20 protein-coding genes and 1 pseudogene are annotated in these 22,827 nt (G+C 73.9%); 11 read left to right on the top strand and 10 right to left on the bottom strand.

Annotation, left to right across the window (positions count from 1 at the left end; translation table 11 throughout):
- The first annotated feature begins 249 nt into the window (after window positions 1-249).
- Window positions 250-486 carry a DUF5133 domain-containing protein gene (locus Sdia_RS00840; RefSeq protein WP_100452536.1) on the top strand — a complete coding sequence of 79 codons (237 nt, stop codon included), beginning with the start codon at window positions 250-252 and terminating at the stop codon, window positions 484-486.
- Window positions 487-572: 86 nt separating this feature from the next.
- Here Sdia_RS00840 and Sdia_RS00835 read toward each other — a convergent pair whose 3' ends face one another.
- The 3 genes from Sdia_RS00835 to Sdia_RS00825 form a co-directional block, all read right to left on the bottom strand.
- Window positions 573-1,022: an SRPBCC family protein gene (locus Sdia_RS00835; protein ID WP_100452537.1), complete on the bottom strand. Its 450-nt coding sequence runs from the start codon at window positions 1,020-1,022 to the stop codon at window positions 573-575.
- 997 nt (window positions 1,023-2,019) lie between these two features.
- Entirely contained in the window at window positions 2,020-2,868 is an 849-nt protein-coding gene (locus Sdia_RS00830) for an NmrA family NAD(P)-binding protein (RefSeq protein ID WP_100452538.1), read from the bottom strand.
- Window positions 2,865-3,284, bottom strand: coding sequence for a nuclear transport factor 2 family protein (locus Sdia_RS00825; protein ID WP_115069810.1), 420 nt, complete (start codon window positions 3,282-3,284; stop codon window positions 2,865-2,867). Before Sdia_RS00825 ends, Sdia_RS00830 begins: the two co-directional genes overlap by 4 nt.
- A gap of 86 nt (window positions 3,285-3,370) precedes the next feature.
- Between Sdia_RS00825 and Sdia_RS00820 the strand changes: the two genes are divergently transcribed.
- Window positions 3,371-3,961, top strand: coding sequence for a TetR/AcrR family transcriptional regulator (locus Sdia_RS00820; RefSeq protein WP_185393019.1), 591 nt, complete (start codon window positions 3,371-3,373; stop codon window positions 3,959-3,961).
- 626 nt (window positions 3,962-4,587) lie between these two features.
- Here Sdia_RS00820 and Sdia_RS00815 read toward each other — a convergent pair.
- Window positions 4,588-4,770: pseudogene (locus Sdia_RS00815) on the bottom strand (Uma2 family endonuclease); the annotation flags it as partial.
- A gap of 207 nt (window positions 4,771-4,977) precedes the next feature.
- Between Sdia_RS00815 and Sdia_RS00810 the strand changes: the two are divergent.
- Window positions 4,978-7,002, top strand: a complete 2,025-nt coding sequence (locus Sdia_RS00810; protein ID WP_189500475.1) for a thioredoxin domain-containing protein — start codon at window positions 4,978-4,980, stop codon at window positions 7,000-7,002.
- Between the two features lie 19 nt (window positions 7,003-7,021).
- On the opposite strand, the gene Sdia_RS00805 is transcribed toward Sdia_RS00810, so the two are convergent.
- Window positions 7,022-7,762 carry a Mut7-C RNAse domain-containing protein gene (locus Sdia_RS00805; protein WP_100452543.1) on the bottom strand — a complete coding sequence of 247 codons (741 nt, stop codon included), beginning with the start codon at window positions 7,760-7,762 and terminating at the stop codon, window positions 7,022-7,024.
- 419 nt (window positions 7,763-8,181) lie between these two features.
- Between Sdia_RS00805 and Sdia_RS00800 the strand changes: the two genes are divergently transcribed.
- The gene (locus tag Sdia_RS00800; protein WP_189500476.1) at window positions 8,182-8,556 is read left to right on the top strand and encodes a hypothetical protein; all 375 of its coding nucleotides are present in this window, start codon (window positions 8,182-8,184) and stop codon (window positions 8,554-8,556) included.
- 220 nt (window positions 8,557-8,776) lie between these two features.
- On the opposite strand, the gene trhA is transcribed toward Sdia_RS00800, so the two are convergent.
- Window positions 8,777-9,493 (bottom strand): PAQR family membrane homeostasis protein TrhA, encoded by a 717-nt coding sequence (trhA, locus tag Sdia_RS00795; protein WP_100453311.1) that lies wholly within the window; start codon window positions 9,491-9,493, stop codon window positions 8,777-8,779.
- Window positions 9,494-9,767: 274 nt separating this feature from the next.
- On the opposite strand from trhA, the gene Sdia_RS00790 reads away from it, so the two are divergent.
- Window positions 9,768-11,588, top strand: a complete 1,821-nt coding sequence (locus Sdia_RS00790; RefSeq protein WP_115069813.1) for a phosphoenolpyruvate carboxykinase (GTP) — start codon at window positions 9,768-9,770, stop codon at window positions 11,586-11,588.
- 225 nt (window positions 11,589-11,813) lie between these two features.
- Here the strand turns inward: Sdia_RS00790 and Sdia_RS00785 are convergent, their stop codons facing one another.
- The gene (locus tag Sdia_RS00785; protein ID WP_100452546.1) at window positions 11,814-12,227 is read right to left on the bottom strand and encodes an SCO4983 family protein; all 414 of its coding nucleotides are present in this window, start codon (window positions 12,225-12,227) and stop codon (window positions 11,814-11,816) included.
- A gap of 183 nt (window positions 12,228-12,410) precedes the next feature.
- On the bottom strand, window positions 12,411-13,622 hold the full coding sequence (locus Sdia_RS00780) for a pyridoxal phosphate-dependent aminotransferase (protein WP_100452547.1): 1,212 nt from the start codon (window positions 13,620-13,622) through the stop codon (window positions 12,411-12,413).
- A 388-nt stretch (window positions 13,623-14,010) separates the two neighbouring features.
- Between Sdia_RS00780 and Sdia_RS00775 the strand changes: the two genes are divergently transcribed.
- From Sdia_RS00775 to Sdia_RS00765, 3 genes are all read left to right on the top strand, one after another.
- Window positions 14,011-14,694, top strand: a complete 684-nt coding sequence (locus Sdia_RS00775) for a DJ-1/PfpI family protein (RefSeq protein ID WP_100452548.1) — start codon at window positions 14,011-14,013, stop codon at window positions 14,692-14,694.
- 90 nt (window positions 14,695-14,784) lie between these two features.
- Complete coding sequence (locus Sdia_RS00770; RefSeq protein WP_189500477.1) at window positions 14,785-16,146, top strand: carbohydrate-binding protein; 1,362 nt, start codon at window positions 14,785-14,787, stop codon at window positions 16,144-16,146.
- Between the two features lie 113 nt (window positions 16,147-16,259).
- The gene (locus Sdia_RS00765; RefSeq protein ID WP_100452549.1) at window positions 16,260-17,087 is read left to right on the top strand and encodes a dioxygenase family protein; all 828 of its coding nucleotides are present in this window, start codon (window positions 16,260-16,262) and stop codon (window positions 17,085-17,087) included.
- A gap of 52 nt (window positions 17,088-17,139) precedes the next feature.
- Here the strand turns inward: Sdia_RS00765 and Sdia_RS00760 are convergent, their stop codons facing one another.
- Both Sdia_RS00760 and Sdia_RS00755 read right to left on the bottom strand, forming a co-directional pair.
- On the bottom strand, window positions 17,140-18,789 hold the full coding sequence (locus tag Sdia_RS00760; protein ID WP_100452550.1) for an N-acyl-D-amino-acid deacylase family protein: 1,650 nt from the start codon (window positions 18,787-18,789) through the stop codon (window positions 17,140-17,142).
- A gap of 32 nt (window positions 18,790-18,821) precedes the next feature.
- Window positions 18,822-20,192 (bottom strand): alanine racemase, encoded by a 1,371-nt coding sequence (locus Sdia_RS00755; RefSeq protein WP_100452551.1) that lies wholly within the window; start codon window positions 20,190-20,192, stop codon window positions 18,822-18,824.
- Between the two features lie 268 nt (window positions 20,193-20,460).
- Here Sdia_RS00755 and Sdia_RS00750 point away from each other — a divergent pair, with 268 nt between their 5' ends.
- The 3 genes from Sdia_RS00750 to Sdia_RS00740 are packed head-to-tail and all read left to right on the top strand — an operon-like array spanning window position 20,461 to window position 22,784.
- Window positions 20,461-21,555: a sugar kinase gene (locus Sdia_RS00750; RefSeq protein WP_371874219.1), complete on the top strand. Its 1,095-nt coding sequence runs from the start codon at window positions 20,461-20,463 to the stop codon at window positions 21,553-21,555.
- Window positions 21,552-22,325, top strand: a complete 774-nt coding sequence (locus Sdia_RS00745; RefSeq protein ID WP_124287209.1) for an IclR family transcriptional regulator — start codon at window positions 21,552-21,554, stop codon at window positions 22,323-22,325. The genes Sdia_RS00750 and Sdia_RS00745 overlap by 4 nt, the downstream gene beginning before the upstream one ends.
- Before the next feature lie 33 nt (window positions 22,326-22,358).
- Complete coding sequence (locus tag Sdia_RS00740) at window positions 22,359-22,784, top strand: RidA family protein (protein ID WP_164380457.1); 426 nt, start codon at window positions 22,359-22,361, stop codon at window positions 22,782-22,784.
- Window positions 22,785-22,827: the final 43 nt, after the last annotated feature.

Raw genomic sequence — 22,827 nt, 5'->3', positions numbered from 1 at the left:
GCCGGTCCCTGCGGAGCCCCACCGCGCCCATCCCGCCTCCGCCGCCCCAGTCTGAAGCCTGGCGCGCTCCGGCGCGAGGGGGTCGTGCACCGGCGCAAACGTTCCGTCAGCTTTCACGGCTGACCGAAAGCCGCAGGTGTGGGCGGTGCCGGCAGGGGCAGACGGCCGCCGAGAGCGCATGCGCCCGACCACGAGGAAGGGGCGCGACACCCCCGGCCGCGCTCAGCCCCGAGGACGAAGGACACCCCCATGCTGATGGCGCACCCCGCGGTGCTGCGGGACCTGATCGGTCAGTACGAGACGCTGCGGGCGCTCAACGCCCAGGACGGCGGCGAGGACGCCCGGCGCCGGCTCGCCGACGTGTCGTACACCCTCTGCGTCGTCACCGGCACCAAGGACGTCGACGCCGCCCTGATCGCCGCTCGCCACCGGCTGCCCGGTGCCCGCGTAGAGGACGACTCGGTGCTCACCGCCTCGGGCGGCTGAGCCCCCGATACGCACGGGAGCGGGCCGGTCTCCCCCGAGGGGCCCGGCCCGTTCCCGTCCCGCGTGAGCGCGGCGCGCCCGAGGCGTCAGACCTGGCCGCGCCAGCCGCCGGTCTCCACGCCGCGCTTCTCGATGAAGCCCTTGAACCGCTCCAGATCCCCTGCGGCCTGGCGCCGGACGACCCCGAGCTTGTCGCCGGCCTGTTCGACGAGGCCGTGCGGCTCGTGCTCCAGTTGCAGCATGACCTTGGTCCGGGTGCCGGAGATCCGGTGGAACGTCACCACTCCGGCCTGCCGCACCTCGCCCCCGACGCTCGTCCAGGCCACCCGTTCGTCCGGAAGCTGCTCGGTGATCTCGGCGTCGAACTCCCTGCGGACACCGTCGACCTCGGTGACCCAGTGCGTCAGCGTGGGCGTGCGCTGCTCGATCCGCTCGACCCCGGCCATGAACCGGGGGTACTCCTCGAACTGCGTCCACTGGTTGTAGACCGCCGACAGCGGCGCCTCCACCTCGACGGACTGCTCGATCTCGCTCATGTGCGTCCCTTTCCCGCGGTGACGATGTGCTGACCAGGAGCGTGTTGCCGGGTGGGCGGACGTCATGCCCGCAGACCGGAATCGCGTGCTCCGAGGGCGGCGAGCTGAACGCTCCTCGACAGCACGGCCGCTGTCGCGCTGTCACCCGGAAGCCGACCGGGCCCGCGTGCGCCGTCTTGAGGAGCGCCCTGCGCCGCCGAGACCTCGGAGCCGGACCACGTGGCGGGCGGATCGCGACGGCCGCCCCGCCCTGGCGCCGCCCGCCGGTCCGGCGTCGCGGTGACCGCCACGCCGGACCCTTGGCGCAGGCCGACGCCGCGGCCACGGCCACCAGACCCGGAACCACGACGGACGGTGGCAGCCAGCGGCGGTTCGCGGAAGTGCGCGACTGGCGGCGGTTCCGGGCGAAGGACGGCGGGAGGCGACCCGGCTGTCCGCCGCGTCCGCCGTCTCCCGGCGCCGCGTCCGGCAGGATGCGAGCAGGCCGGCCGACTCGCCCAGTTCCAGTCCCACTCCGTCCGTCAGTACGCCGACGACCTCGTCGACGGGTGGCCCCGGGCCGGAAGCGTTCGAGCCGGCGCGGCGGCGGGAGGCGCCGCGCCGGCAGGGGCGGTGCGCTCAGCGTCGGCTGCTCCGCCTGCCGCCGGTGCCACCGCGCTGGCACAACGAGGCCCCTGCGACCTGGCGTGTCCGCAGAGGGCACCGGTTCGACGACGTACGGCGAGGGCCTGAAGCGCGGCATGGACGCCGGGGTCCGGGAGCGAGTGACGGCATCGCCGGAGTGGGAGCCGGAGCCGTACGTCACCTTCGGGCGGACCCCCGTGAGGCGACGTCCCGGATCAGGAGCCGGGTTCGCCGGCCCGCCGCCAGCCGGCGGCCCCGCCCAGTGGTAGGCAGTGGGTCGGCGGGGCGCCGCCACAGTGTGGCGGCGCCCCGCGTCCAGCCCTCACCGGTACGTGCGGCTGCCGCGACCACGCCCCGGTGTTCCCGGGCGGCGTCATCGTCGGCCGGCGTCGAACGCCGCTTCCAGTACGGTCCTCATGGACTTGGGCGGTCGCCCCGTCACCCGCTCGACCCCGGGTGTTGTCCGGTCCTCGACACCGGCGGCGATCTGCCGGTCCAACGCCGCGAGCAGCTTGGCGCCGGGTGCCGGCATCGTCGCGGCGAGCTGTCGTTCGAACTCCGAAGCGGGGACGGACACATGCCGTACCGGCCGTCCCAGGACGTCGGTGAGGATCTCGGCGACGGACGTGTGACTCAGCGCCTCGGGGCCGGTGAGTACGAGCTCCTCGTTGGTCACCGTCGGGGCCGTCAGCAGGCGGGCCGCCACTGCCGCGATGTCGTCGGCGTCGATGAACGCCACCCGCCCGTCGCCCGCGGCGGTGGTGATGGTGCCCAGCGTCCGGGCGCTGTCGGCGTGGTGGTGGTCGCCGACGAAGTTCTGCATGAACCACGAGGGACGGAGCACGACCCATTCCTGCACATGCCGGGGGAGCAGCGCTTGGACCTGTCCGACGGCGGGTCCGCCCGTTTCGACGACGGAGGCGCCCAGGAGGACCACGCGGGAGACTCCCGACCGTTGCGCGGCCTCGAGGAACGGTGCCATCGCGGCCACCGGGTCAGGGTCCAGCGGCGGCGGTACGAGGTAGGCGGCTCGTACGCCGGCCACCGCGTTGTCGAAGGTCGTGGGGTCGTACCAGTCGAAACGCGTCGCCTCGTGGTCGTCCGGGCTCGGGTGGCGTGACGCCGCGCGCGTCGGCACTCCCTGTGCCCTCAGCCGGGCGACGAGTGGGCGCCCGGTGTTACCGGTGCTGCCGGTGACCAGTACCTCGTGCGTCGCGGTCACGCCGACTTCTCCGTCTCGAGCGCCACCAGGGGGTTCCAGTAGTCGCGGTACCGGGAGATCAGGCCGTCGGAAACGACCAGCACGACCACGTAGGACTGGTCGAACGGAGCACCGGTGGTGGTCACGCGTCCGGTGGCCCGCATCTCGATGACCGCCTTGTCCGGATCGGTGGTCTGGTGGACGTCGATGCTGGGTGGTGCGGTGATCTCGATGCCGGGAAGCGCGCCGAGGTAGTCCCGGACCTGGTCCTTGCCCTCGATCCTGCGGGGCTTCCCGTTCGGAGCGAAGGGGAACTCGAAGACGACGTCATCGGTGCAGCGCTCGATCAGCCCGTCGAGGTCTTCACCGTTCAGGGACTCCAGGGCGGCACCGAAGATCTCTGCGGGAGTGGGCGGACGACCGTTGTCGATGGGCATGGGGTCCCTCTCAGAAGAAGCGGACTGTCGGTCCGTTTGACGATACGGACCGTCGGTCCGGTTATCAAGAGGTAATGTCTGGGCTCGTGAACCGTGAGCCGAGATCCGACGCCGTCCGGAACCGGCAGGCGATCCTCGCGGCTGCCGACGAGTTGTTCGCCCGGGCGGACGGGCGCACGGTTTCGACCGACGACGTCGCGGCGGCGGCCGGCGTGGGCAAGGGGACGATCTTCCGAGCCTTCGGAGACCGCGCCGGCCTGCTCGACGCACTCTTCGAGAGGCGGGCCGAGGGCTTGCGGGCCGAGATCATCGAGGCGGAGGGCAGGAATCTGGGTGAGGGTCCGCAAGCCCGGGTCTCGGGAATCCTCCGCGCGGTGGTCCGCTTCAAGGTCGCCAACCTGTCGTTGGTGCGCGCGATCGAGGACGCGGCAGGCCGGCGCGGGTCGCAGTCCCTCTTCGACTCGCCGCCCTACCGTGCGGTGTACCGGGTCCTGACCGAGCAGATCGACTCGCTGCCCGGCCCCGCCGACCGCCGCATGTCCTCCTCATGGGCGGCGCACGTGCTGTTGAGTGCCGTCCGGGTCGACCTGCTCGACCATCTTCTTGGTGAGCAGATGTCGGCGGCGGAGCTCGAGGAGGCGGTCGACGCCCTGGCTCAGCGACTCCTGCCTACGTGAGGCGGACGGTGTCTCCGCTGTGGGCGTCGAACCAGCAGGGCTGGGTGCCCGCGGCGTAGGCGTCCCCCGCATCGCCGACAGGGCGCGGCCCGGTGCCGCTGCCGACGAGGCGCCCGGCCCCTGCCGGGCCGGTCGCCGCCCGCGCACATCCGCCCACGACAGCTCCGGACCAGCCCCCTTCGCGCAGGCACATGACACTCCCGGGCGGGTGCGCCGAGGGTGACCGGCCACGGCGCGGCCGGGACCGAGCAGCAGCCGCCGGACCGGGTGGTGGTCGGCCCTGTGGGAAAGGCCGGCGCCGCCGTACACGCCGGTTTCGGGGAGGCCGCGTTCGTCGCGGGCGGCGGCTTCCCGGTCGTCGGTGAGGCGGCGGGGAGGGGGCGACCCGTTCGTAACCGGACGTGGCGAGGAGGCCGGCGTGCGACCGACCCGGGCGCCGAGGCGGCCGCCTACCGCGTCGCTGGGCCGTCCCGCTGACCGGCAAGCTCCCCCGCGCCCGCGACTGCGAGCCGCTGGCCGGCATCCGCAACGGCCTTCGCGAACTCGTCCTCGACCGGCCGCGTACACCGAGGAAACGCTGAGGGAGCTGGATGAGTCGCGCGTGCTGATCCGCGGAAGCGGCGGCCGGCCGTAAGGCCACTCACAGGGATGCGGGCCAGCCGGTTGTGGCGCTTGGCGGCGCTCGGGCTCACGACGACCATCCCGTCCACGATCTCGATGCCGGCGCACTGCTCCTCGGACCAGGAGTCGTACTGCTCCGCGCTGATCTGCGTATGCATCCACGCGGGCGCCACCATCTCGGCGGACATGGTGTACCTCCTTCGAGAGGCCTCGGCGGGTCCGGCGCCGCTGCGTCAAGCCTACTGTTCCGAGGTGCAGGGCTGCCCGACTCGGATGGGCTCGGAGGGGAAGGAGCCGCCCACCATGTCATGGCGCGTAAGTGGCGATTCGGCCAAGTGAGGCGGGCGCGTCAGTGTTGCACCGGTCGCGGCAGGCGCTGTGAGAGGCTGGGGCGTATGAACCGGTTGGCTGGTGTGACCTCGCCTTATCTGCTTCAGCACGCTGACAATCCGGTCAACTGGTGGCCGTGGGTGCCTGAGGCGTTCGAGGAAGCGAAACGGCGTGACGTACCCGTTCTGCTGTCGGTCGGCTACTCCGCGTGCCACTGGTGCCACGTCATGGCGCACGAGAGTTTCGAGGACGAGGCGACCGCCGCGGTGATGAACGCGCACTTCGTCAACGTCAAGGTGGACCGCGAGGAGCGTCCCGACGTCGACGCCGTCTACATGGAGGCGGTGCAGGCGGCGACCGGGCAGGGCGGGTGGCCGATGACGGTGTTCCTCACGCCGGAGGCCGAGCCGTTCTACTTCGGTACCTACTTCCCGCCCGAGCCCAGGCACGGTATGCCCGGGTTCCGGGAGGTGCTGGAGGGGGTGCGGGTCGCCTGGGGCGAGCGGCGCGGGGAGGTCGGCGAGGTGGCCGGGAAGATCGCGGCCGACCTGCGTGAGCGACGGCTGACACTCGGGGAGAGCCGGCTGCCGGGGGCCGAGGAGGCCGCGCAGGCGCTGCTCGGCCTCACCCGGGAGTACGACCCGGGCAACGGCGGGTTCGGGGGCGCGCCCAAGTTCCCGCCGTCGATGGTGCTGGAGTTCCTGCTGCGCCACTACGCCCGCACCGGTGCCGAGGGCGCGCTCCAGATGGCGGCCGACACCGCCGAGCGGATGGCACGCGGCGGGATCTACGACCAGCTCGGCGGTGGCTTCGCCCGCTACTCGGTCGACCGGGAGTGGATCGTGCCGCACTTCGAGAAGATGCTGTACGACAACGCGCTCCTCTGTCGTCTCTACACCCACCTGTGGCGGGTGACCGGGTCCGAACCGGCCCGCCGGGTCGCCCTGGAGACGGCCGAGTTCCTGGTGCGCGACCTCTCCACCCCGCAGGGCGGCTTCGCCTCGGCCATCGACGCCGACAGCGAGGACGCGGCCGGGCGGATGACCGAGGGCGCGTACTACGTCTGGACGCCCGGGCAGCTCGTCGAGGTGCTGGGCGAGGAGGACGGGCGGATCGCCGCCGCCCACTTCGGCGTCACCGAGGAGGGCACCTTCGAGGAGGGCGCCTCGGTGCTGCGGCTGCCCCAGGACGGCGCGGCCGTGCGGGACGGCGCACGGATCGCCGCGATCCGCGAGCGGCTGTACGAGGCGCGGCTGCGGCGGCCCGAACCGGGGCGGGACGACAAGGTGGTGGCGGCCTGGAACGGGCTGGTCGTCGCCGCGCTCGCCGAGACCGGCGCCTGCTTCGACCGGCCCGACCTCGTCGACGCCGCCGTGACCGCCGCCGACCTGCTGGTCCGCGTCCACCTCGACGACCAGGCCCGGCTGGCCCGCACCTCCCGCGACGGCCGCGCCTCCGGCAACGCGGGCGTGCTGGAGGACTACGCGGACGTCGCCGAGGGCTTCCTCGCCCTGGCCTCCGTCACCGGTGAGGGCGTCTGGCTGGACTTCGCCGGGCTGCTCCTCGACCAGATCATCGACCGCTTCACCGACGAGAGCGGCGCCCTGTACGACACCGCCTCCGACGCCGAGCAGCTCATCCGGCGCCCGCAGGACCCCACCGACAACGCGACCCCGTCCGGCTGGACCGCCGCCGCCGGGGCGCTGCTCGGCTACGCCGCGCAGACCGGCTCCGAGCCGCACCGCACCGCCGCCGAACGGGCGCTCGGTGTGGTGGCCGCGCTCGGCCCGAAGGTGCCCCGCTTCATCGGCCACGGCCTGGCCGTCACCGAGGCGCTGCTCGACGGCCCCCGCGAGGTGGCCGTGGTCGGCGACCCGGACGACCCGCGTACGGCCGCGCTGCACCGGACGGCGCTGCTCTCCACGGCGCCCGGCGCGGTCGTCGCCGTCGGCCCGGCCGACGGCGAACTTCCGCTGCTGGCCGGGCGGGTGGCAGCCGACGGCGCGCCCACCGCGTACGTCTGCCGGGGCTTCGTCTGCGACGCGCCGACGACCGATCCGGCGCTGCTCGCCGCCCGGCTCGGCGGCTGACACCGGACCGGCCCGGGCCTCAGGCCCTGGCCGGCACCTTGCCGAACTCGCGCAGGGCCTGCCGGACGATGGTCTCCAGCCGGTCGTGGTGGGCCCCGCGCCAGTAGACCCGCCCGCAGGCGTCGCACCGGGCGAAGACGTCGTAGGTGGCCTTGGTGCCGCCCTCCAGGTCGCGGGCGACCTCGTCCTTGTCGGCGTCGCGCAGCCGGCCGTTGCACGCGGTGCACCGCGTCCACGGGATCAGCGCCGGGGCGAACCTGCCGAGGACGTCCCGTAGTTGCTCGTCGGGCTTGTCGCTGTAGACGTACGCCCCCGCCCACAGCTCGCGGCGGCGCAGCAGGCCCCTGTCCCGGCTGAGCAGGACGCGCTGCTCGGCGGCGGAGCGGGCGGCGAGTGCCGGGTCGCCGAGGTCGTGGCTCTCGTAGGCGGTGTCGATGCCGAGCAGCCGCATGCGGCGGGCGAGGGTGCCCAGGTGCACGTCGAGGAGGAAGCGCAGCGGGGCGCCCTCGACGGCCTGCGGGCGTGCCACGGCCCCCACGACGACGTGCTCTCCGGCGGCGGGGACGTGCCCGCGCGCCACCTCGTGGCCGTCGACGGTCAGCGAGCCCACCTCGGTGAGCGGGACACCGAGCGACTCCACCACGTGGCCGAGGGTGGAGGCCCCGTCGGTGATCACGGTGCTGGCGCCCGACCGGCGTGCGTGCGAGACGAACAGGCCCAGCTCGGGGGCGACGGTGAGGAGGATCTCCGGTCCGTTCATCCGGCCAGGATGGCACGTGCCCGGACGGCCCGGGGGTCGCTTTCCGGTCCTGTGCCCCTACCTGTGACCCGGGTGGCCGTCCCGCGAAGGCGGCGGTGGCCGGTGCGAGGGCGGCGGCCGGCCGGACGGGCGTGGGGGCCGGGACGGGGGAGGCGGGAGGGACGGCCGCACCGGGTGGGGCTCGGGGGAACCGGCCGTCCGGGGTGTGGACGGAGAAGTAAGCGGAATCCCGGGTGAAGGGGTGGGGACGCCGGAGCGAGCAGGGGAGTGGTTGGTGCTGAGCGTGGAAGCGGAGGGCGTTCCGCGATTCCGGGGCAGAGGATGCGGCGCCGTTTGTCGGCGCCATGTGTCACTCTCGGATGAAGTAGTGCCTACGTTCAGTTACTTCGGGCGGCTCGGCCGGCCGGGGAGGAGAGGGGATGCGGATGTACGCGGATGCGAAGAGGACGCCGGCCGAGCGGCGCGGGCGGCGGGCCGAGGTGTTCGCCCTGCTGGCGGCGGCCTCCTGCGTCGCGGGGTACGCGCTGCTGGGGGCCGCCGGGGTGCTCGGTGTCGTGCTGCTGGTGGTGGCCGGGCTCGCCGTGGTGGTGGCCTCGGCGTCGAGACCGGCGGCCGTCGGGCGCCGTCGGCCGGGGCGGGTCACCGCGGTCGAGCGGCGTGAGGCCCGGCAGGCGGTGCGGGCGCTGGTCCGGTCCGAGCAGGCGGCGGCGCGGACGGAGCGCCAGGTCGCGCGGGGCCGCCCGGCCGGGCTGTCGCTGCGCGACGACGGAGCGGTGCCCGGCGACTCGGGATGAGTGTCCGGGGCGTTCGGGCACGAGGGCGCTCCGGGGGCTGGGAGGCCCGCGGGTGCCCGGGCCCGGTGCTCATGAGTGAGGGGCGGCGGGCCTTGCGCCCGCCGCCCCTGGTCGGCCCCGTCGCCGGCGCCGGAGTTTTCGTCACGGCCGGTGCCGGCGTCCGCGCCGGACGGGGTCGTGAACCGCTCGTCGCTCTCGCCCGTGCCCGGCCGCGGCTCTCTCAGCCGTGCTGGTAGGCCACCAGCGAGATCCCGATGTAGTGCACGGCGAAGGCCGCGAGGGTCAGGGAGTGGAACACCTCGTGGAATCCGAAGTAACGAGGGGAGGGGTTGGGGCGCTTGAGGCCGTAGATGACGCCGCCGACGCTGTAGAGGAGGCCGCCGATCACGATGAGCACGAGGACGGCGACGCCGCCCGCGCGCATGAAGTCCGGGAGGAAGAAGACGGCGGCCCAGCCCATGGCGATGTAGCAGGGCGTGTAGAGCCAGCGGGGCGCGCCGACCCAGAAGACGCGGAAGAGTATCCCGGCCAGTGCCGCGGCCCAGATGCCCCACAGCAGCCACCGCCCCTCGGCCTCGGGGAGCAGCAGCATCGTCAGGGGCGTGTACGTGCCCGCGATGATCAGGAAGATGTTGGCGTGGTCGAGGCGGCGCAGGACCGCCTCGCCGCGCGTCCCCCAGGTGCCCCGGTGGTACAGGGCGCTGACGCCGAAGAGCAGGCAGGCGCTGAGGGCGTAGATCGCGCAGGCTATGCGGCCGCGCGTGGAACCGGTGAACGCGGTCAGGGCCAGCCCCGCGATGACGACCGCCGGGAACATTCCGGCGTGCAGCCAGCCGCGGAGCTTGGGTTTGACGATGGCGGGGATCTCGGCCGCGATTTTGACGGCGGTCGAGCCCTTAGACGGGGAGGTCGTCGCGTCGGAGGCGGGCTGAGTCATGTTCCGCATCGTAGCTACGGGCCCGTAGGTACGGAATCAGCGGCTCCCCTCCGAGGTCGCGTACGGGCGTCCGGGGCGGCTCTCGGACACTTCGCCGCAGTCGAGGCGCGTGTCCGATACGTGGCGATGCTCACGTGGGCGCCCCCCTGGACAGATGGGCGCGAGGGGCGGATGATCAAATGAGTGCGGTCGGCACCGGATGAGCGGCTACGAAGCGTCCGGGTCGCGGCCCCCACGGGGCACTCACCTCTCACACCCTCATTTAGGAGCGATCGTGGCGCGCGACATCGCGGCTCCCCCTGCCCCCACCAACCACCAGGAACTCGTCGCCTGGGTGGACGAGATCGCCGAACTGACGCAGCCGGACCAGGTGGTCTGGTGCGACGGTTCGGAGGCCGAGTACGAGCGCCTCGCCGAGGGGCTCGTCGCCAAGGGCACCTTCACCAAACTGGACCCGATCAAGCGCCCCAACTCCTACTACGCCGCCTCCGACCCCTCGGACGTCGCCCGCGTCGAGGACCGCACCTTCATCTGCTCCGCCAAGGAGGAGGACGCGGGCCCGACCAACCACTGGAAGGACCCCGCCGAGATGCGGGAGATCTTCGCCGGTGAGCAGGGCATCTTCCGCGGCTCCATGCGCGGCCGCACGATGTACGTGGTGCCGTTCTGCATGGGCCCGGTCGGCTCGCCGCTCTCCGCGATCGGCGTCGAGATCACCGACTCCGCCTACGTCGCCGTCGCCATGCGCACCATGACCCGCATGGGGCAGCAGGTCCTCGACGAGCTGGGCTCCGACGGTTTCTTCGTCAAGGCCGTCCACACCCTCGGCGCACCGCTCGCCGAGGGCGAGCAGGACGTCCCGTGGCCGTGCAACACCACCAAGTACATCTCGCACTTCCCCGAGGACCGCGAGATCTGGTCCTACGGCTCCGGCTACGGCGGCAACGCCCTGCTCGGCAAGAAGTGCTACGCCCTGCGCATCGCCTCAGTGATGGCCCGCGACGAGGGCTGGCTCGCCGAGCACATGCTGATCCTCAAGCTGACCCCGCCGCGCGGCGAGGCCAAGTACGTCGCCGCCGCCTTCCCCTCGGCCTGCGGCAAGACCAACCTCGCCATGCTGGAGCCGACCATCTCCGGGTGGACCGTGGAGACCATCGGCGACGACATCGCCTGGATGCGCTTCGGCGAGGACGGCCGCCTCCACGCGATCAACCCGGAGGCCGGGTTCTTCGGCGTCGCGCCCGGCACCGGCGAACACACCAACGCCAACGCCATGAAGACCATGTGGGGCAACTCCGTCTTCACCAACGTCGCGCTCACCGACGACGGCGACGTCTGGTGGGAGGGCATGACCGAGGAGCCGCCGGCCCACCTCACCGACTGGAAGGGCAACGACTGGACCCCCGAGTCCAGCACCCCGGCCGCCCACCCCAACGCCCGCTTCACCGTCCCGGCCGGCCAGTGCCCGATCATCGCGCCGGAGTGGGAGGACCCGAAGGGCGTGCCGATCTCGGCGATCCTCTTCGGCGGCCGCCGCGCCACCGCCGTGCCGCTGGTCACCGAGTCGCTGAGCTGGAACCACGGCGTCTTCCTCGGCGCCAACGTGGCCTCGGAGAAGACCGCCGCCGCCGAGGGCAAGGTCGGCGAGCTGCGCCGCGACCCCTTCGCGATGCTGCCCTTCTGCGGCTACAACATGGGCGACTACATGGCCCACTGGGTCAAGGTGGGGGCCGACAAGGACCAGGCCAAGCTGCCGAAGATCTACTACGTCAACTGGTTCCGCAAGGACGACGCGGGCAAGTTCGTCTGGCCCGGCTTCGGTGAGAACAGCCGCGTCCTGAAGTGGATCGTGGAGCGCCTGGACGGCACCGCCGAGGGTGTCGAGACGCCGATCGGCGTGCTGCCCACCAAGGAGTCGCTGGACACCGAGGGCCTGGACATCACCGACGCCGACCTCGACTTCCTGCTCACCGTCGACAAGGGCGCCTGGCGTGAGGAGGCCGCGCTGGTCCCCGAGCACTTCAACACCTTCGGCGACCACACGCCGAAGGAGCTGTGGGACGAGCACCGCGCGCTGGTCGAGCGCCTGGGCTGACCAAGCTCGCCTGCCGCGTGGCGTGTCACGAGCGCCCACGCGGCGGGCGTACCCGCGTACTGCGCGGAGGCCGAGGGTGTACGAGCACCCGAGGCGTCCGTGCCGCACGCACCGACCGGGTACCCGGGGGTCCAGCCCGGGTACGCGGAAGGGCCGGTCCCCGCACAACGGCGTGCGGGGACCGGCCCTTTTCCCGTGCCCCGACCGGCGCGGCGCGCGGTCCGGTCAGGCGGCGGTCGCGTACTCCCGGCGGCCGGCCTCGTGGGCGTCCATCCGGCGGGCGGCGAGGATGGCCGCCGCGGTGTCGGCGCGCGAGGCGGCGACGACCAGGGCCCGGCCCGCGAGAGCGTGGGCGCGCTGGTGGAGGGCGGCGAGCCGCGGCTCGTGGATGGCGGTGGCCACCGCGGAGCGCACCGGCGGGGCGCCCTGCCGCAGCCGGGCGACGGCGCCGGAAAGTTGTTCGGCGGCCTCGTCCAGTGCCGGATCGGGGCGCAGGCCGCGCAGTTCGTCGGTGACGGCGAGCAGGGCGGAGAGGTGCCCCGCGAGCTGGATGTCCAGCTCCTCCTCGCGGCTGCGGTGCGGGAAGTCGGCGTCGTCCGGGAGGGTGTGCGCCGACGGGGTGCGGATCGGTTCGTACATGGGGACGGCCTCCAGCTTCTTGCTTGAGCACCATCCTACATTGGATTCAGTCTAAAGTTGGCATCGGTCCGGAGGGGTGTCGGCGTCGGCACGCTCCGTGGCTGAAAACAGGACAAGGAGCCCGAGGCGGGCTCCTTGTCCTGGAGTGACGGCAGGGGGTGCCGGACGGCGGCTCCCGGGGCGTCAGGGCTGGCTGTACCCGTCGAGGAAGTGGCCGATGCGGGTCACGGCCTCCTTGAGGTCCTCCGCCGCCGGCAGGGTCACGATGCGGAAGTGGTCGGGTTCCGGCCAGTTGAACCCGGTCCCCTGCACGCACATGATCCGCTCCCGGCGGAGCAGGTCGAGGATCATCTGCCGGTCGTCCTTGATCTTGTGGACCTTCGGGTCCAGGCGCGGGAAGAGGTAGAGCGCGCCCTTCGGCTTCACGCAGGTGACGCCGGGGATCTGGGTCAGCAGGTCGTACGCGGCATCGCGCTGCTCCACCAGCCGGCCGCCCGGCAGTACCAGTTCCTGGATGGTCTGCCGCCCGGTGAGCGCCGCGACCACGCCGTGCTGGGCCGGCATGTTGGCGCAGAGTCGCATGTTGGCGAGGATGTTCAGCCCCTCGATGTACGACTGGGCGTGTGCCTTCGGGCCCGAGATCGCCATCCAGCCGGAGCGGTAGCCGGCCACGCGGTACGCCTTCGACATGCCGTTGAAGGTCAGCGTCAGCAGGTCGGGCGCGAAGGCGGCGGTCGGGGTGTGGGTGGCCCCGTCGTAGAGGATCTTGTCGTAGATCTCGTCGGAGCAGACCAGCAGGTTGTGGCGGCGGGCGATGTCGGTGAGGGATCGCAGCATCTCGTCGCTGTAGACGGCGCCCGTCGGGTTGTTCGGGTTGATGATGACCAGCGCCTTGGTGCGGTCGGTGATCTTCCGCTCCACGTCGGCCAGGTCGGGCATCCAGTCGGACTCCTCGTCGCACCGGTAGTGCACCGCCGTGCCGCCCGCCAGGGAGACCGAGGCGGTCCACAGCGGGTAGTCGGGGGCCGGGACGAGGACCTCGTCGCCGTCGTCGAGGAGGCCCTGCATCGCCATGGTGATCAGCTCGGAGACGCCGTTGCCCATGAAGACGTGCTCGACGTCGGTCTCCACGCCCAGCGTCTGGTAGTGCATCATCACCGCGCGGCGTGCCGCGAGCAGCCCCTTCGCGTCGCCGTACCCGTGGGCGGAGCCGACGTTGCGGAGGATGTCCTCCAGGATCTCGGGCGGGCACTCGAAACCGAACGCCGCCGGGTTGCCCGTGTTGAGCTTGAGGATGCGGTGGCCGGCTGCCTCCAGCCGCATCGCCTCCTCCAGCACCGGACCCCGGATCTCGTAACAGACGTTGGCGAGTTTCGTGGACTGGATCACCTGCATGTCCGTGAGCTTACGACCGCGTTTCCCGGTCCGCTCCATGATGTGGGCCACGCGATACGTCTGGAAGGTGCCGGTACGCACCGTTTGCGGGGTGGGGGTGTCGTGGGCCGCGAATCGCCCGGGCCGACCCATTCCCTGCCGGGACGGGCGGTGGGCCATCGTTCCCTCAGCCGGGGGTGCGCTTCCGCTTGCGATCCGATGGCGGGTGCACCTAGTCGGGTGGGGCCGGTACGCGCCCGGAAAAGGAAACGTGACGTTCGCCGCATCGGGGGTCCGGGTGCTCCGGGGAAACCCGTTCGCCGCCCGCTCGCCGCCCGCTCGCCACCTGCCGAGAATGAGGCGGCCCGGCGCCCTGTCCGGGCGTCCGCCGACCCGTACCGGAGCACGCGTGCGCATCGTCCTTCCCCTCTTCGACGGCTTCACCGCCCTCGACCTCGTCGGTCCCTACGAGATCCTCCGTATGCTGCCCGGCGCGGAGATCGTCCTCGCCGGGGAGCGGGCGGGACGGACCGTGCACGACGGCGTGGGCGGCCTCGGTCTCGTCGCCACCCACGCCCGCGCCGAGGTCCGTGCCGCCGACGTGCTGCTCGTGCCCGGCGGCCCCGGCGCCCGCCGGGGTGTGGCGGACCCCGCCCTCCTGGAGTGGATCGGCGCCGTCCACGCCACCACCCGGTGGACCGCCTCCGTCTGCACCGGCGCCCTGCTCCTCGGCGCCGCCGGCCTGCTGACCGGCAAGGTGGCCACCACCCACTGGAGCGCCGTCCGCGAACTGCAGTCGTACGGGGCGGTCTACACCCCCGAGCGCGTCGTCACGCACCCCGGCGACCGGCTCGTCATTGGCGCCGGAGTCTCCGCGGGGATCGACCTCGCCCTCACCCTGGCCGCCCGGCTCGCCTCCCCCGCCCACGCCCAGGCGTACCAACTGGCGCTGGAGTACGACCCCCGGCCGCCGTACGACGCCGGGGCGCTCGCCAAGGCGCCGGCGGAGGCGAAGGCGCTACTGGGCGTCGCCGACGGGTGGGGCGGGGGCATCGCCGGAACCGGAGGGACCCCGCCCGGGCGCGGGGCATAACACCGTGGAACGGGGTGGATGAGATCTCCTGGCCGGGGTGGCGGCGTCGCTACGGTGACGCCAATTCCCCCTGAGAGCAAGGAGATTGCCGTGCGGCACATCCCTCTCCGCAGACGTGTGACGGCCGCCTGTACCGGTGTCGTCGCCGTCGGCGCCCTCACCCTCGCCGGGCTGACCGGCTCCGCGACCGCCGCCCCCGAACCCCGGGCCACCCCGGCGTCCGCGCCGGACGCCGCCCTGCTCCGCGCCATGGAGCGCGACCTCGGCCTCACCCCCGCCGAGGCGCGGCAGCGGATCGCCGGGGAGGCGGCCGCGACGGACATCGCCGCCACGCTGAAGAAGCGGCTCGGCGCCAGCTTCGCCGGAGCACGGGTCACCGGGGACGGGGCCACCCTGGTCGTGGCCACGACCGACCCGGCCGAGCGGCGGACCATCACCGCTGCCGGGGCCAAGGCCGAACGCGCCGATCACGGGCTGGCGGTGCTGGAGGCCGCCAAGGCGGGGCTGGACGCCGCAGCCGGCCGGCGAGCCCCCGAAGGCGTACCTCTCTGGTACGTCGACACCACCGCGAGCCGCGTCGTCCTCCAGGCCACCGACCGTGCCGCCGCCGACCGGTTCGCGGCCGCCGCCGGGGTCGACCGGGCCCTGGTCAAGGTGGTGCGGGCGAGTGAGGAGCCCCGCACCTACGCCGACCTGCGGGGCGGCGACGCCTACTACATGAACGGGTCGGGGCGCTGCTCCATCGGCTTCCCGGTGAAGCGGGGCGCGAGCCAGGCGGGGTTCGTCACCGCCGGGCACTGCGGCACGGTCGGGACCAGCACCACCGGTGTCAACCAGCAGGCCCAGGGCACCTTCCAGGGTTCCTCCTTCCCCGGTCGTGACCACGCCTGGGTCGCCACCAACGCCAACTGGACGCCGCGCAACCTGGTCAACGGCTACGGCAACGCCGACGTGACCGTGGCCGGCTCCACCCAGGCACTGGTCGGTGCCTCCGTCTGCCGCTCGGGTTCCACCACCGGCTGGCGGTGCGGCACCGTGCAGCAGCTCAACACCTCCGTCACCTACCCGCAGGGCACCGTCTCCGGGGTGACCCGCACCAGCGTCTGCGCCGAACCGGGCAACTCCGGCGGCTCGTTCATCTCCGGCAACCAGGCGCAGGGCATGACCTCCGGCGGCTCCGGCAACTGCTCGCAGGGCGGCACCACCTACTTCCAGCCGCTCAACCCGGCGCTCTCCGCCTACGGCCTGACCCTGGTCACCGGCGACGACGGCGGCGGCCCCGGCCCGACCGACCCGCCGACCGAGCCCGGCGGCACCTGGGCGGCCGGCACCTCGTACGCCGTCGGCGCGACCGTCACCTACGGCGGTGCCACCTACCGCTGCCTCCAGGCGCACACCGCGCAGCCGGGCTGGCAGCCGGCGAACACGCCCTCGCTCTGGCAGCGCGTCTGAGCCCGGCGCGGGCTCCGCAGGCTCCTGAGCCCGCGCCGCCGCACCGCCCGGCCTCGCCCGGGCCGGGCGGTGCACCCACCCCGACTCCCGCCCCCCACTCATGGAGTTGACCCATGCCCACCTCACCCGAACACGCCGGCCGGCCCGCGCCGCGCGGCCTCAGCCGCAAGAACCTGCTGCGGGCCGCCCTCGGAGCCGGCGCCCTCCCGCTGCTGACCGGCGGCGGGGTGGCCCTGGCCCGCGACACCCCCGGGGACGGCTCCCCGCTCGTCCCCACCCCCGCCTGCGACGACGGCGACGACCCCACGCCCGAGCAGATGGAGGGCCCGTACTTCAGACCGAACAGTCCTCGGCGGACCAGCCTGGTCGAGCCGGGGACGCCCGGCACCCCGCTGACGGTCAGCGGCTACGTCTTCGACCGGGGCTGCCGGCCACTCTCCGACGTCCTCCTCGACTTCTGGCAGGCCGACGACGGCGGCGCCTACGACAACACCGGCTTCCGGTTCCGCGGGCACCAGTTCACCACCGCCTCCGGGGAGTTCCGGCTGACCACGATCGTCCCCGGCCTCTACCCGGGGCGCACCCGCCACCTGCACGTCAAGGTCCAGCCGCCCGGCGGCCAGGTCCTCACCACCCAGCTGTACTTCCCGGGCGAGCCCCGCAACGGCACCGACGCGATCTTCGATGCGGCGCTGCTGATGAACGTCCGGGACGCGGGCGGCGGCCGCGAGGCCACCTTCGACTTCGTCCTCGCCGTCGGGCAGGGCCCGGGCCCCGGCCCCACCGACCCGCCGGGGGCCACCACCTGGGCCGCCGGGACCGCGTACACCACCGGGGACCGGGTCTCCTACGACGGGGTCGGCTACCGGTGCCTGCAGTCGCACCGGGCGACGGCGGGGTGGGAGCCGCCGCCCGCGCCCGCGCTCTGGCAGCGGGACTGAGGCGCGGCCGCCGCCCGGCCCCGGACCCGACGGTGGTCCGGGGCCGGGCGGCTCAGCGTCCCTGCCAGGGGGTGCGGCGGACCGAGCGGCCGGCCAGGACCTGGGTGCGCCGGCCGTCCTCCACGGTGAAGCGGCCGTCGACCAGGACGTGCGGGATGCCGGACGGCAGCGTGCGGGGCGCGGCGAAGGTGGCGCCGGCGGCGACGGTCTCGGGGTCGAAGAGGACCAGGTCGGCGCGGTATCCCTCACGGACCAGGCCCCGGTCGGGCAGGCGCAGCCGGGCGGCCGGGCGGGAGGTGAGGTGGGCGACGCACTCCTCCAGGGAGAACAGGCCCAGCTCGCGGACGTAGTGGCCTAGGTAGTGCGGGAAGGTGCCGTAGGCGCGCGGGTGCGGTTTGGCACCCTGGAGGATGCCGTCCGAGCCGCCGGTGTGCACGCGGTGGCGCATGATCGCGCGGACGTTCTCCTCATGGCCGACGTGCTGGAGGATCGAGGTGCCGAGCCGGTCCTCGGTGAGCAGCCGCACCGCGGTCTCCCACGGCTCCTCGCCGCGCTCGGCGGCCGAGGCGGCGACGGTCCGGCCGACGTAGGGGGCCAGCGCCTGGTCGGCGGTGCCGGAGATCTCGATCGTCGCCCAGTCGATGGGGACGCCGTGGCAGCCGTCGGAGCCGGTCACCTCCAGACCGGTGCGGATCCGGGCGGCGGTCGCGGGGTCGGCGAGCCGGGCGAGCAGTGCCTCCGGGCCGCCCTCGGCCGCCCAGGACGGCAGCATGGCGACGAGGGTGGTGGCGCCCGGGGTGTACGGGTAGCTGTCCAGGCTGATGTCGGCGCCGGCCGCCAGCGCCCCGTCGAGCAGGGCGAGCAGATCGTCCGCCCGGCCCTCGTTGACGCCGAAGTTCATCGTGGCGTGTGCCAGGTGCAGCGCGCACCCCGCCTCCCGGCTGAGCGCCACCATCTCCTCGTACGCCTCCAGCGCGCCCGCCCCGTAACTGCGGTGGTGCGGGCAGTAGTACCCGCCGTACGCGGCCACCACCCGGCACAGCTCGGTGAGTTCGGCGTCGGAGGCGTACATGCCGGGGGTGTAGGTGAGGCCGGCGGAGAGGCCGACGGCGCCCTGCCGGAGACCCTCGGCGACGAGCCGGCGCATGTCGTCCAGTTCGGCGGGGGTGGGGGCGCGGTCCTCCCAGCCCATCGCGTGCATACGGACGGTGCCCTGCGGGACGAGGTAGGCGGCGTTGACGGCGATGCCCTCGCCGTCGTACCCGGCGCCCGCGAAGGCCCGGTCGAGGCGGTCGAGGTAGCCGCCGACGGTGCGCCAGTCGAAGGCGACCCGGTCGTCGCCTGGTCCGCCGCCGTTCCAGCCGGTGATCTGGGTGCGGACCTCGCCGAGGGTGCGGTCGTCGACCGGCGCGTACGACAGGCCGTCCTGGCCGAGGACCTCCAGGGTGACGCCCTGCGCGGCCTTGGCGCTGTGGTCCGGGTCGCGCAGCAGCGCCAGGTCGCTGTGGGCGTGCATGTCGATGAAGCCGGGGGCCAGGGCGAGCCCGGAGGCGTCGACGGCACGGCGGGCGTCCGGGCGCGGGCCGCCCGCCTCCGCGCGGTGGACGGCGGCGATCCGGCCGCCGGCGACGGCCACGTCGGCCCGGTAGGAGGGGCCGCCGGTGCCGTCGACGACGCGGGCGTCCCGCAGGACCAGATCCATGGGGGTGGGGCCTCTCGGTGGTGCGGTGCGGGTCAGAAGAAGGTGCGCACCAGTTCGGTGACGGTGCCGTCGGCCTCGGTGACCGGGATCAGCTGCCACTTGTCGAAGGAGGTGCAGGGGTGGGAGAGGCCGAAGCCGATCCAGTCGCCGACCTCCAGCTCCGCTCCCGCCTCGGTGCTGAGCCAGCCGTGCTGGTCGGAGAGGCCGGTGAGGGTGATGCCCGCGGCCGGGCGCAGGACGCCGGTCCGTGCGTCGCGGACCACCTGGACCTCGGGCAGGTGCAGGTCGTAGGCGGCGTCGCGCTTGCCCGCGTTGACGAACGCCTGGTCCGGGCTCGGCCGGGAGACGACCTGCGCCCACAGCCGGAAGGCCGGCCGCAGCGCCCCCTCCTCGGGCACCCGGTTGAACGGCGTGACGTGCCGGTAGTGGCCGTCGTCGTGCGAGACGTACGCGCCGGAGCGGAGCAGCTTGAGCGCCGGAAGGGAGAGCGGCGGGAGTTCGGCGAAGACGTCGGCGACCGCGTCGAACCAGGCGCTGCCGCCCGCGCTCACCACGATCTGGCCGAGGCCGGCGAACCGGCCCTCGGCGTCGAACTCCGCGGCGAGGGCGGTGAGCCGCCGCAGCCAGGCGCGGACCCGCTCCGGGGAGGCGTCCGGCACCTCGCCCTCGTACCCGGCGACGCCCGCGAGCCGCAGCGTGTCCCCGGCCGCGACCGCGTCGGCGACCGCGCGGCAGCCCGCCTCGTCGCGGACGCCGGTCCGCGCGCCCTCACCCGCCGCCAGCTCCACCACCACGTCCAGCGGACGCACCGCGCCCGCGGCCCGGCGGGCCTCGTCCATCAGCTCCACGCCGCGGACCGAGTCCACGTAGACCAGGAGCTGGAACTCCGGGTCGGCGTCGAGATCGGCGGTGAGGGCGGTGAGGGCGGCGGCGTCCACCAGCTCGTTGGCGAGGAAGACCCGGCGCACCCCGAACTCGCGGGCCACCCGCGCCTGGTGGGGGACGGCGACCGTGACGCCCCAGGCGCCGTGGGCGAGCTGCCGGGCGAACAGCTCCGGGGCCATGGAGGTCTTGCCGTGCGGGGCGAAGGCGAGGCCGTGCCGCTCGGTGTAGTGCTCCAGCAGGGACAGGTTGTGGGCGAGCGCGGCCGCGTCGAGCGCGAGCACCGGTGTGGTGAAGCCTCCGGTGAACAGCGAGCGGCGCTCGGCCGCCAGAGCGCCCACCGTCAGCCCGTCGGCGTCCGGCGGCAGCCCCTTGAAGTGCGGGCCGACCCGCTCCTCGCCGAGCCGGGCCGCGCGTTCGGCGGCGGCGCGGGCGCCCTCGGGGTCGGCGAAGGCGTGTCCGGCCGCGCGGGCGGGCACGGAGCCGTGCGGGGACGCGGGCTGCTCGGCGGCGGACGACAAGGGGGCCTCCCGGAGGGTGAGGGATGGTGCGTACCGAGTGTGGCGACTGGAGCTGAGTGTTGCGAATACTGCAACGGCCGTTGCGTAGAGCGCTCCGAGCTGTCTAACATCCCCGACGATGCCGGGTCAATGGTGCGCGAACCCGCCCCGGCCGCACCGCACCCGTCCGGCGTCACCCGGCCGCCCCTCCCGGATCACCGGTGCGGGTGCCGCCGACCGACCCGCCGCCGACCGCGCGCCGGGAGCCGCCCACCGCAAGGAGCACGCCGTGACAGCAGCGGGACACCCCGCCCCGCGCCCAGCCGCCACGGCGCCCGTCCCGGCAGCACCGGGTACGGACGCCGGGCAGGGCCCCCGCTGGGAGGCCGTCTGCCTCGGCGAGTCCATGATCACCTTCCTGCCCGACCGGCCGGGCCCGCTCGCCGCCGTCCCCTCCTTCGCCCGCACCATCGGCGGCGCCGAGTCCAACGTCGCCTGCGCGCTCGCCGCCGCCGGGCACCGCACCCGCTGGGTCAGCCGGGTCGGCACCGACGGCTTCGGTGACCACCTGCTGGCCGCCGTCGCCGCCTACGGCACCGACACCACCGCCGTCACCCGCGACCCCGACCGCCCCACCGGCCTGTACTTCCGCACCGCCGACGACCGGGGCGCCGCCGGGCACGAGGTCGCCTACTACCGGCACGGCTCCGCCGCCTCCGCGATGAGCCCCGACACCGTCCCGTACGCCTCCCTGCTGGCCACCCGGGTCCTCCACCTCACCGGCATCACGGCCGCCCTCTCCGCCGACTGCCTCGCCCTCCTCCGCGACCTCACCGCGCCCCGCCCCGGCCGCCCCCTCGTCTCCTTCGACGTCAACCACCGGCCCCGGCTCTGGCAGGGGCGCACCGACGGACCCGCCGTCCTCGCCGAACTGGCCGACCGCGCGGACCTGGTGCTCGTCGGCGAGGACGAGGCCGCCGAGGTCTGGGGCCTGCACACCCCCGAGGCGATCCGCGCCGCCCTGCCGGGACCCCGCCACCTCGTCGTCAAACGCGGCAGCCAGGGCGCGCTCGCCTACGACGGGGACGCGGTCACCGAGGAGCCCGCGCCCACCGTCGAGGTGGTCGCGCCCGTCGGCGCCGGGGACGCCTTCGCCGCCGGCTTCCTCTCCGCCCTGCTGCGCGGCCTGCCCGCCCGCGACCGGCTGCGCCACGGCCACCTCGTCGCCGCGGCCGCCCTCACCGTCCCCGGCGACCTCACCGCCCCGCCCGCCCGCGCCCACGCCGACCGCCTGGCCGGGCTCGACGACGCGGCGTGGGGCAGACTGCGTCTCGGCCCCGGCTGGACCCGGGCGGGGGCCGCCGAGGAGGTACGCGTCCCATGAGCCAGACCGTCGACCGCGCGCTCAGCATCCTGCCGCTGCTCGCCGAGGGACCCGCCGACCTCGGGAAGGTCGCCGACCGGCTCGGCGTGCACAAGTCCACCGCGCTCCGGCTGCTGCGCACCCTGCACGAGCACGGACTCGTCCACCGCCAGGCCGACCAGCGCTACCGGCTCGGGGCCCGCCTCTTCGCGCTGGCCCAGGAGGCGGTGGAACACCTCGACGTGCGCGAGATCGCCCACCCGCACCTGGTCGCCCTCAACGACCGGTGCGGCCACACCGTGCACCTCGCCGTCCACGAGGAGGACGAGGTCCTCTACATCGACAAGGTGGAGAGCCGCTACCCGGTCCGGATGTACTCCCGGATCGGCAAGCCCGTCGCCACCACCGTGGCCGCCGTCGCCAAGCTGCTCCTCGCCGACCTCCCCGAGGCCGAGCGCCGCGCCCTCGCCGAACGCCTCGACTACCCCCAGTACACCGCCCGCTCGACGCCGAACGCCGCCGCCTTCCTCAAGGAACTGGCCCTCGTGCGCGAACAGGGCTGGGCCACCGACCTCGGCGGCCACGAGGAGTCCATCAACTGCGTGGCCGCGCCCGTGCGGGGGCCCGACGGCCGGGTGGTGGCCGCCATGTCGGTCTCCGCCCCCAACGTCGTCGTCACCGCCGAGGAACTCCTCGCCCTGCTCCCGCTGGTCCGCCGCACCGCCGACGCCGTCAGCCGCGAGTACTCCGGCAGCGCCCCCGCCCCGGCCGAGCAGGCTTCCCCCGAGTAAGACCCCGCCGTTCCGCAAAGGAAGAAGGAACCCATGAGCGACGCCGCGCCCCTCACCAAGACCGCCCTCACCCCGCCCACCCACACCACGCCGCCCGCGAAGTTCTCGCACGGCGTGCGCAAGGGCAACATCCTCCAGGTCGCCGGGCAGGTCGGCTTCCTGCCCGCCGTCGAGGGCCAGGCGCCGACCCCGGCCGGCCCGACCCTGCGTGAGCAGACCCTCCAGACCTTCGCCAACGTCCAGGCGATCCTGGAGGAGGGCGGCGCGAGCTGGGACGACGTGATGATGATGCGCGTCTACCTCACCGACACCGGCCACTTCGCCGAGCTGAACGAGATCTACGACCAGTACTTCGCCGAGCAGGACCTCCAGGCCCCGCCGGCCGCCCGCACCACCGTCTACGTCGGCCTGCCCAAGGGCCTCCTCGTCGAGATCGACGCCCTCGCCGTCCTGGGCTGACCTCCGTCCGAGGCCCCGCCCGACGCCCCCGTCCGCCCCGGCG

The sequence above is a fragment of the Streptomyces diastaticus subsp. diastaticus genome, assembly GCF_011170125.1.
GTDB lineage: Bacteria > Actinomycetota > Actinomycetes > Streptomycetales > Streptomycetaceae > Streptomyces > Streptomyces diastaticus.
The sequence above is the reverse complement of the archived record's forward strand: the minus strand, read 5'-3'. Positions and strand labels throughout refer to the sequence as shown.

What these genes read in the sequence shown, in the direction of transcription:
- Sdia_RS00800 (WP_189500476.1), top strand. Translation starts at nt 8,182, where the DNA reads ATGCGGATGTACGCGGATGCGAAGAGGACGCCGGCCGAGCGGCGCGGG.
- trhA (WP_100453311.1), bottom strand. Translation starts at nt 9,493, where the DNA reads ATGACTCAGCCCGCCTCCGACGCGACGACCTCCCCGTCTAAGGGCTCG.
- Sdia_RS00745 (WP_124287209.1), top strand. Translation starts at nt 21,552, where the DNA reads ATGAGCCAGACCGTCGACCGCGCGCTCAGCATCCTGCCGCTGCTCGCC.
- Sdia_RS00785 (WP_100452546.1), bottom strand. Translation starts at nt 12,227, where the DNA reads ATGTACGAACCGATCCGCACCCCGTCGGCGCACACCCTCCCGGACGAC.
- Sdia_RS00765 (WP_100452549.1), top strand. Translation starts at nt 16,260, where the DNA reads ATGCCCACCTCACCCGAACACGCCGGCCGGCCCGCGCCGCGCGGCCTC.
- Sdia_RS00810 (WP_189500475.1), top strand. Translation starts at nt 4,978, where the DNA reads ATGAACCGGTTGGCTGGTGTGACCTCGCCTTATCTGCTTCAGCACGCT.
- Sdia_RS00825 (WP_115069810.1), bottom strand. Translation starts at nt 3,284, where the DNA reads ATGCCCATCGACAACGGTCGTCCGCCCACTCCCGCAGAGATCTTCGGT.
- Sdia_RS00780 (WP_100452547.1), bottom strand. Translation starts at nt 13,622, where the DNA reads ATGCAGGTGATCCAGTCCACGAAACTCGCCAACGTCTGTTACGAGATC.
- Sdia_RS00760 (WP_100452550.1), bottom strand. Translation starts at nt 18,789, where the DNA reads ATGGATCTGGTCCTGCGGGACGCCCGCGTCGTCGACGGCACCGGCGGC.
- Sdia_RS00740 (WP_164380457.1), top strand. Translation starts at nt 22,359, where the DNA reads ATGAGCGACGCCGCGCCCCTCACCAAGACCGCCCTCACCCCGCCCACC.
- Sdia_RS00840 (WP_100452536.1), top strand. Translation starts at nt 250, where the DNA reads ATGCTGATGGCGCACCCCGCGGTGCTGCGGGACCTGATCGGTCAGTAC.
- Sdia_RS00835 (WP_100452537.1), bottom strand. Translation starts at nt 1,022, where the DNA reads ATGAGCGAGATCGAGCAGTCCGTCGAGGTGGAGGCGCCGCTGTCGGCG.
- Sdia_RS00805 (WP_100452543.1), bottom strand. Translation starts at nt 7,762, where the DNA reads ATGAACGGACCGGAGATCCTCCTCACCGTCGCCCCCGAGCTGGGCCTG.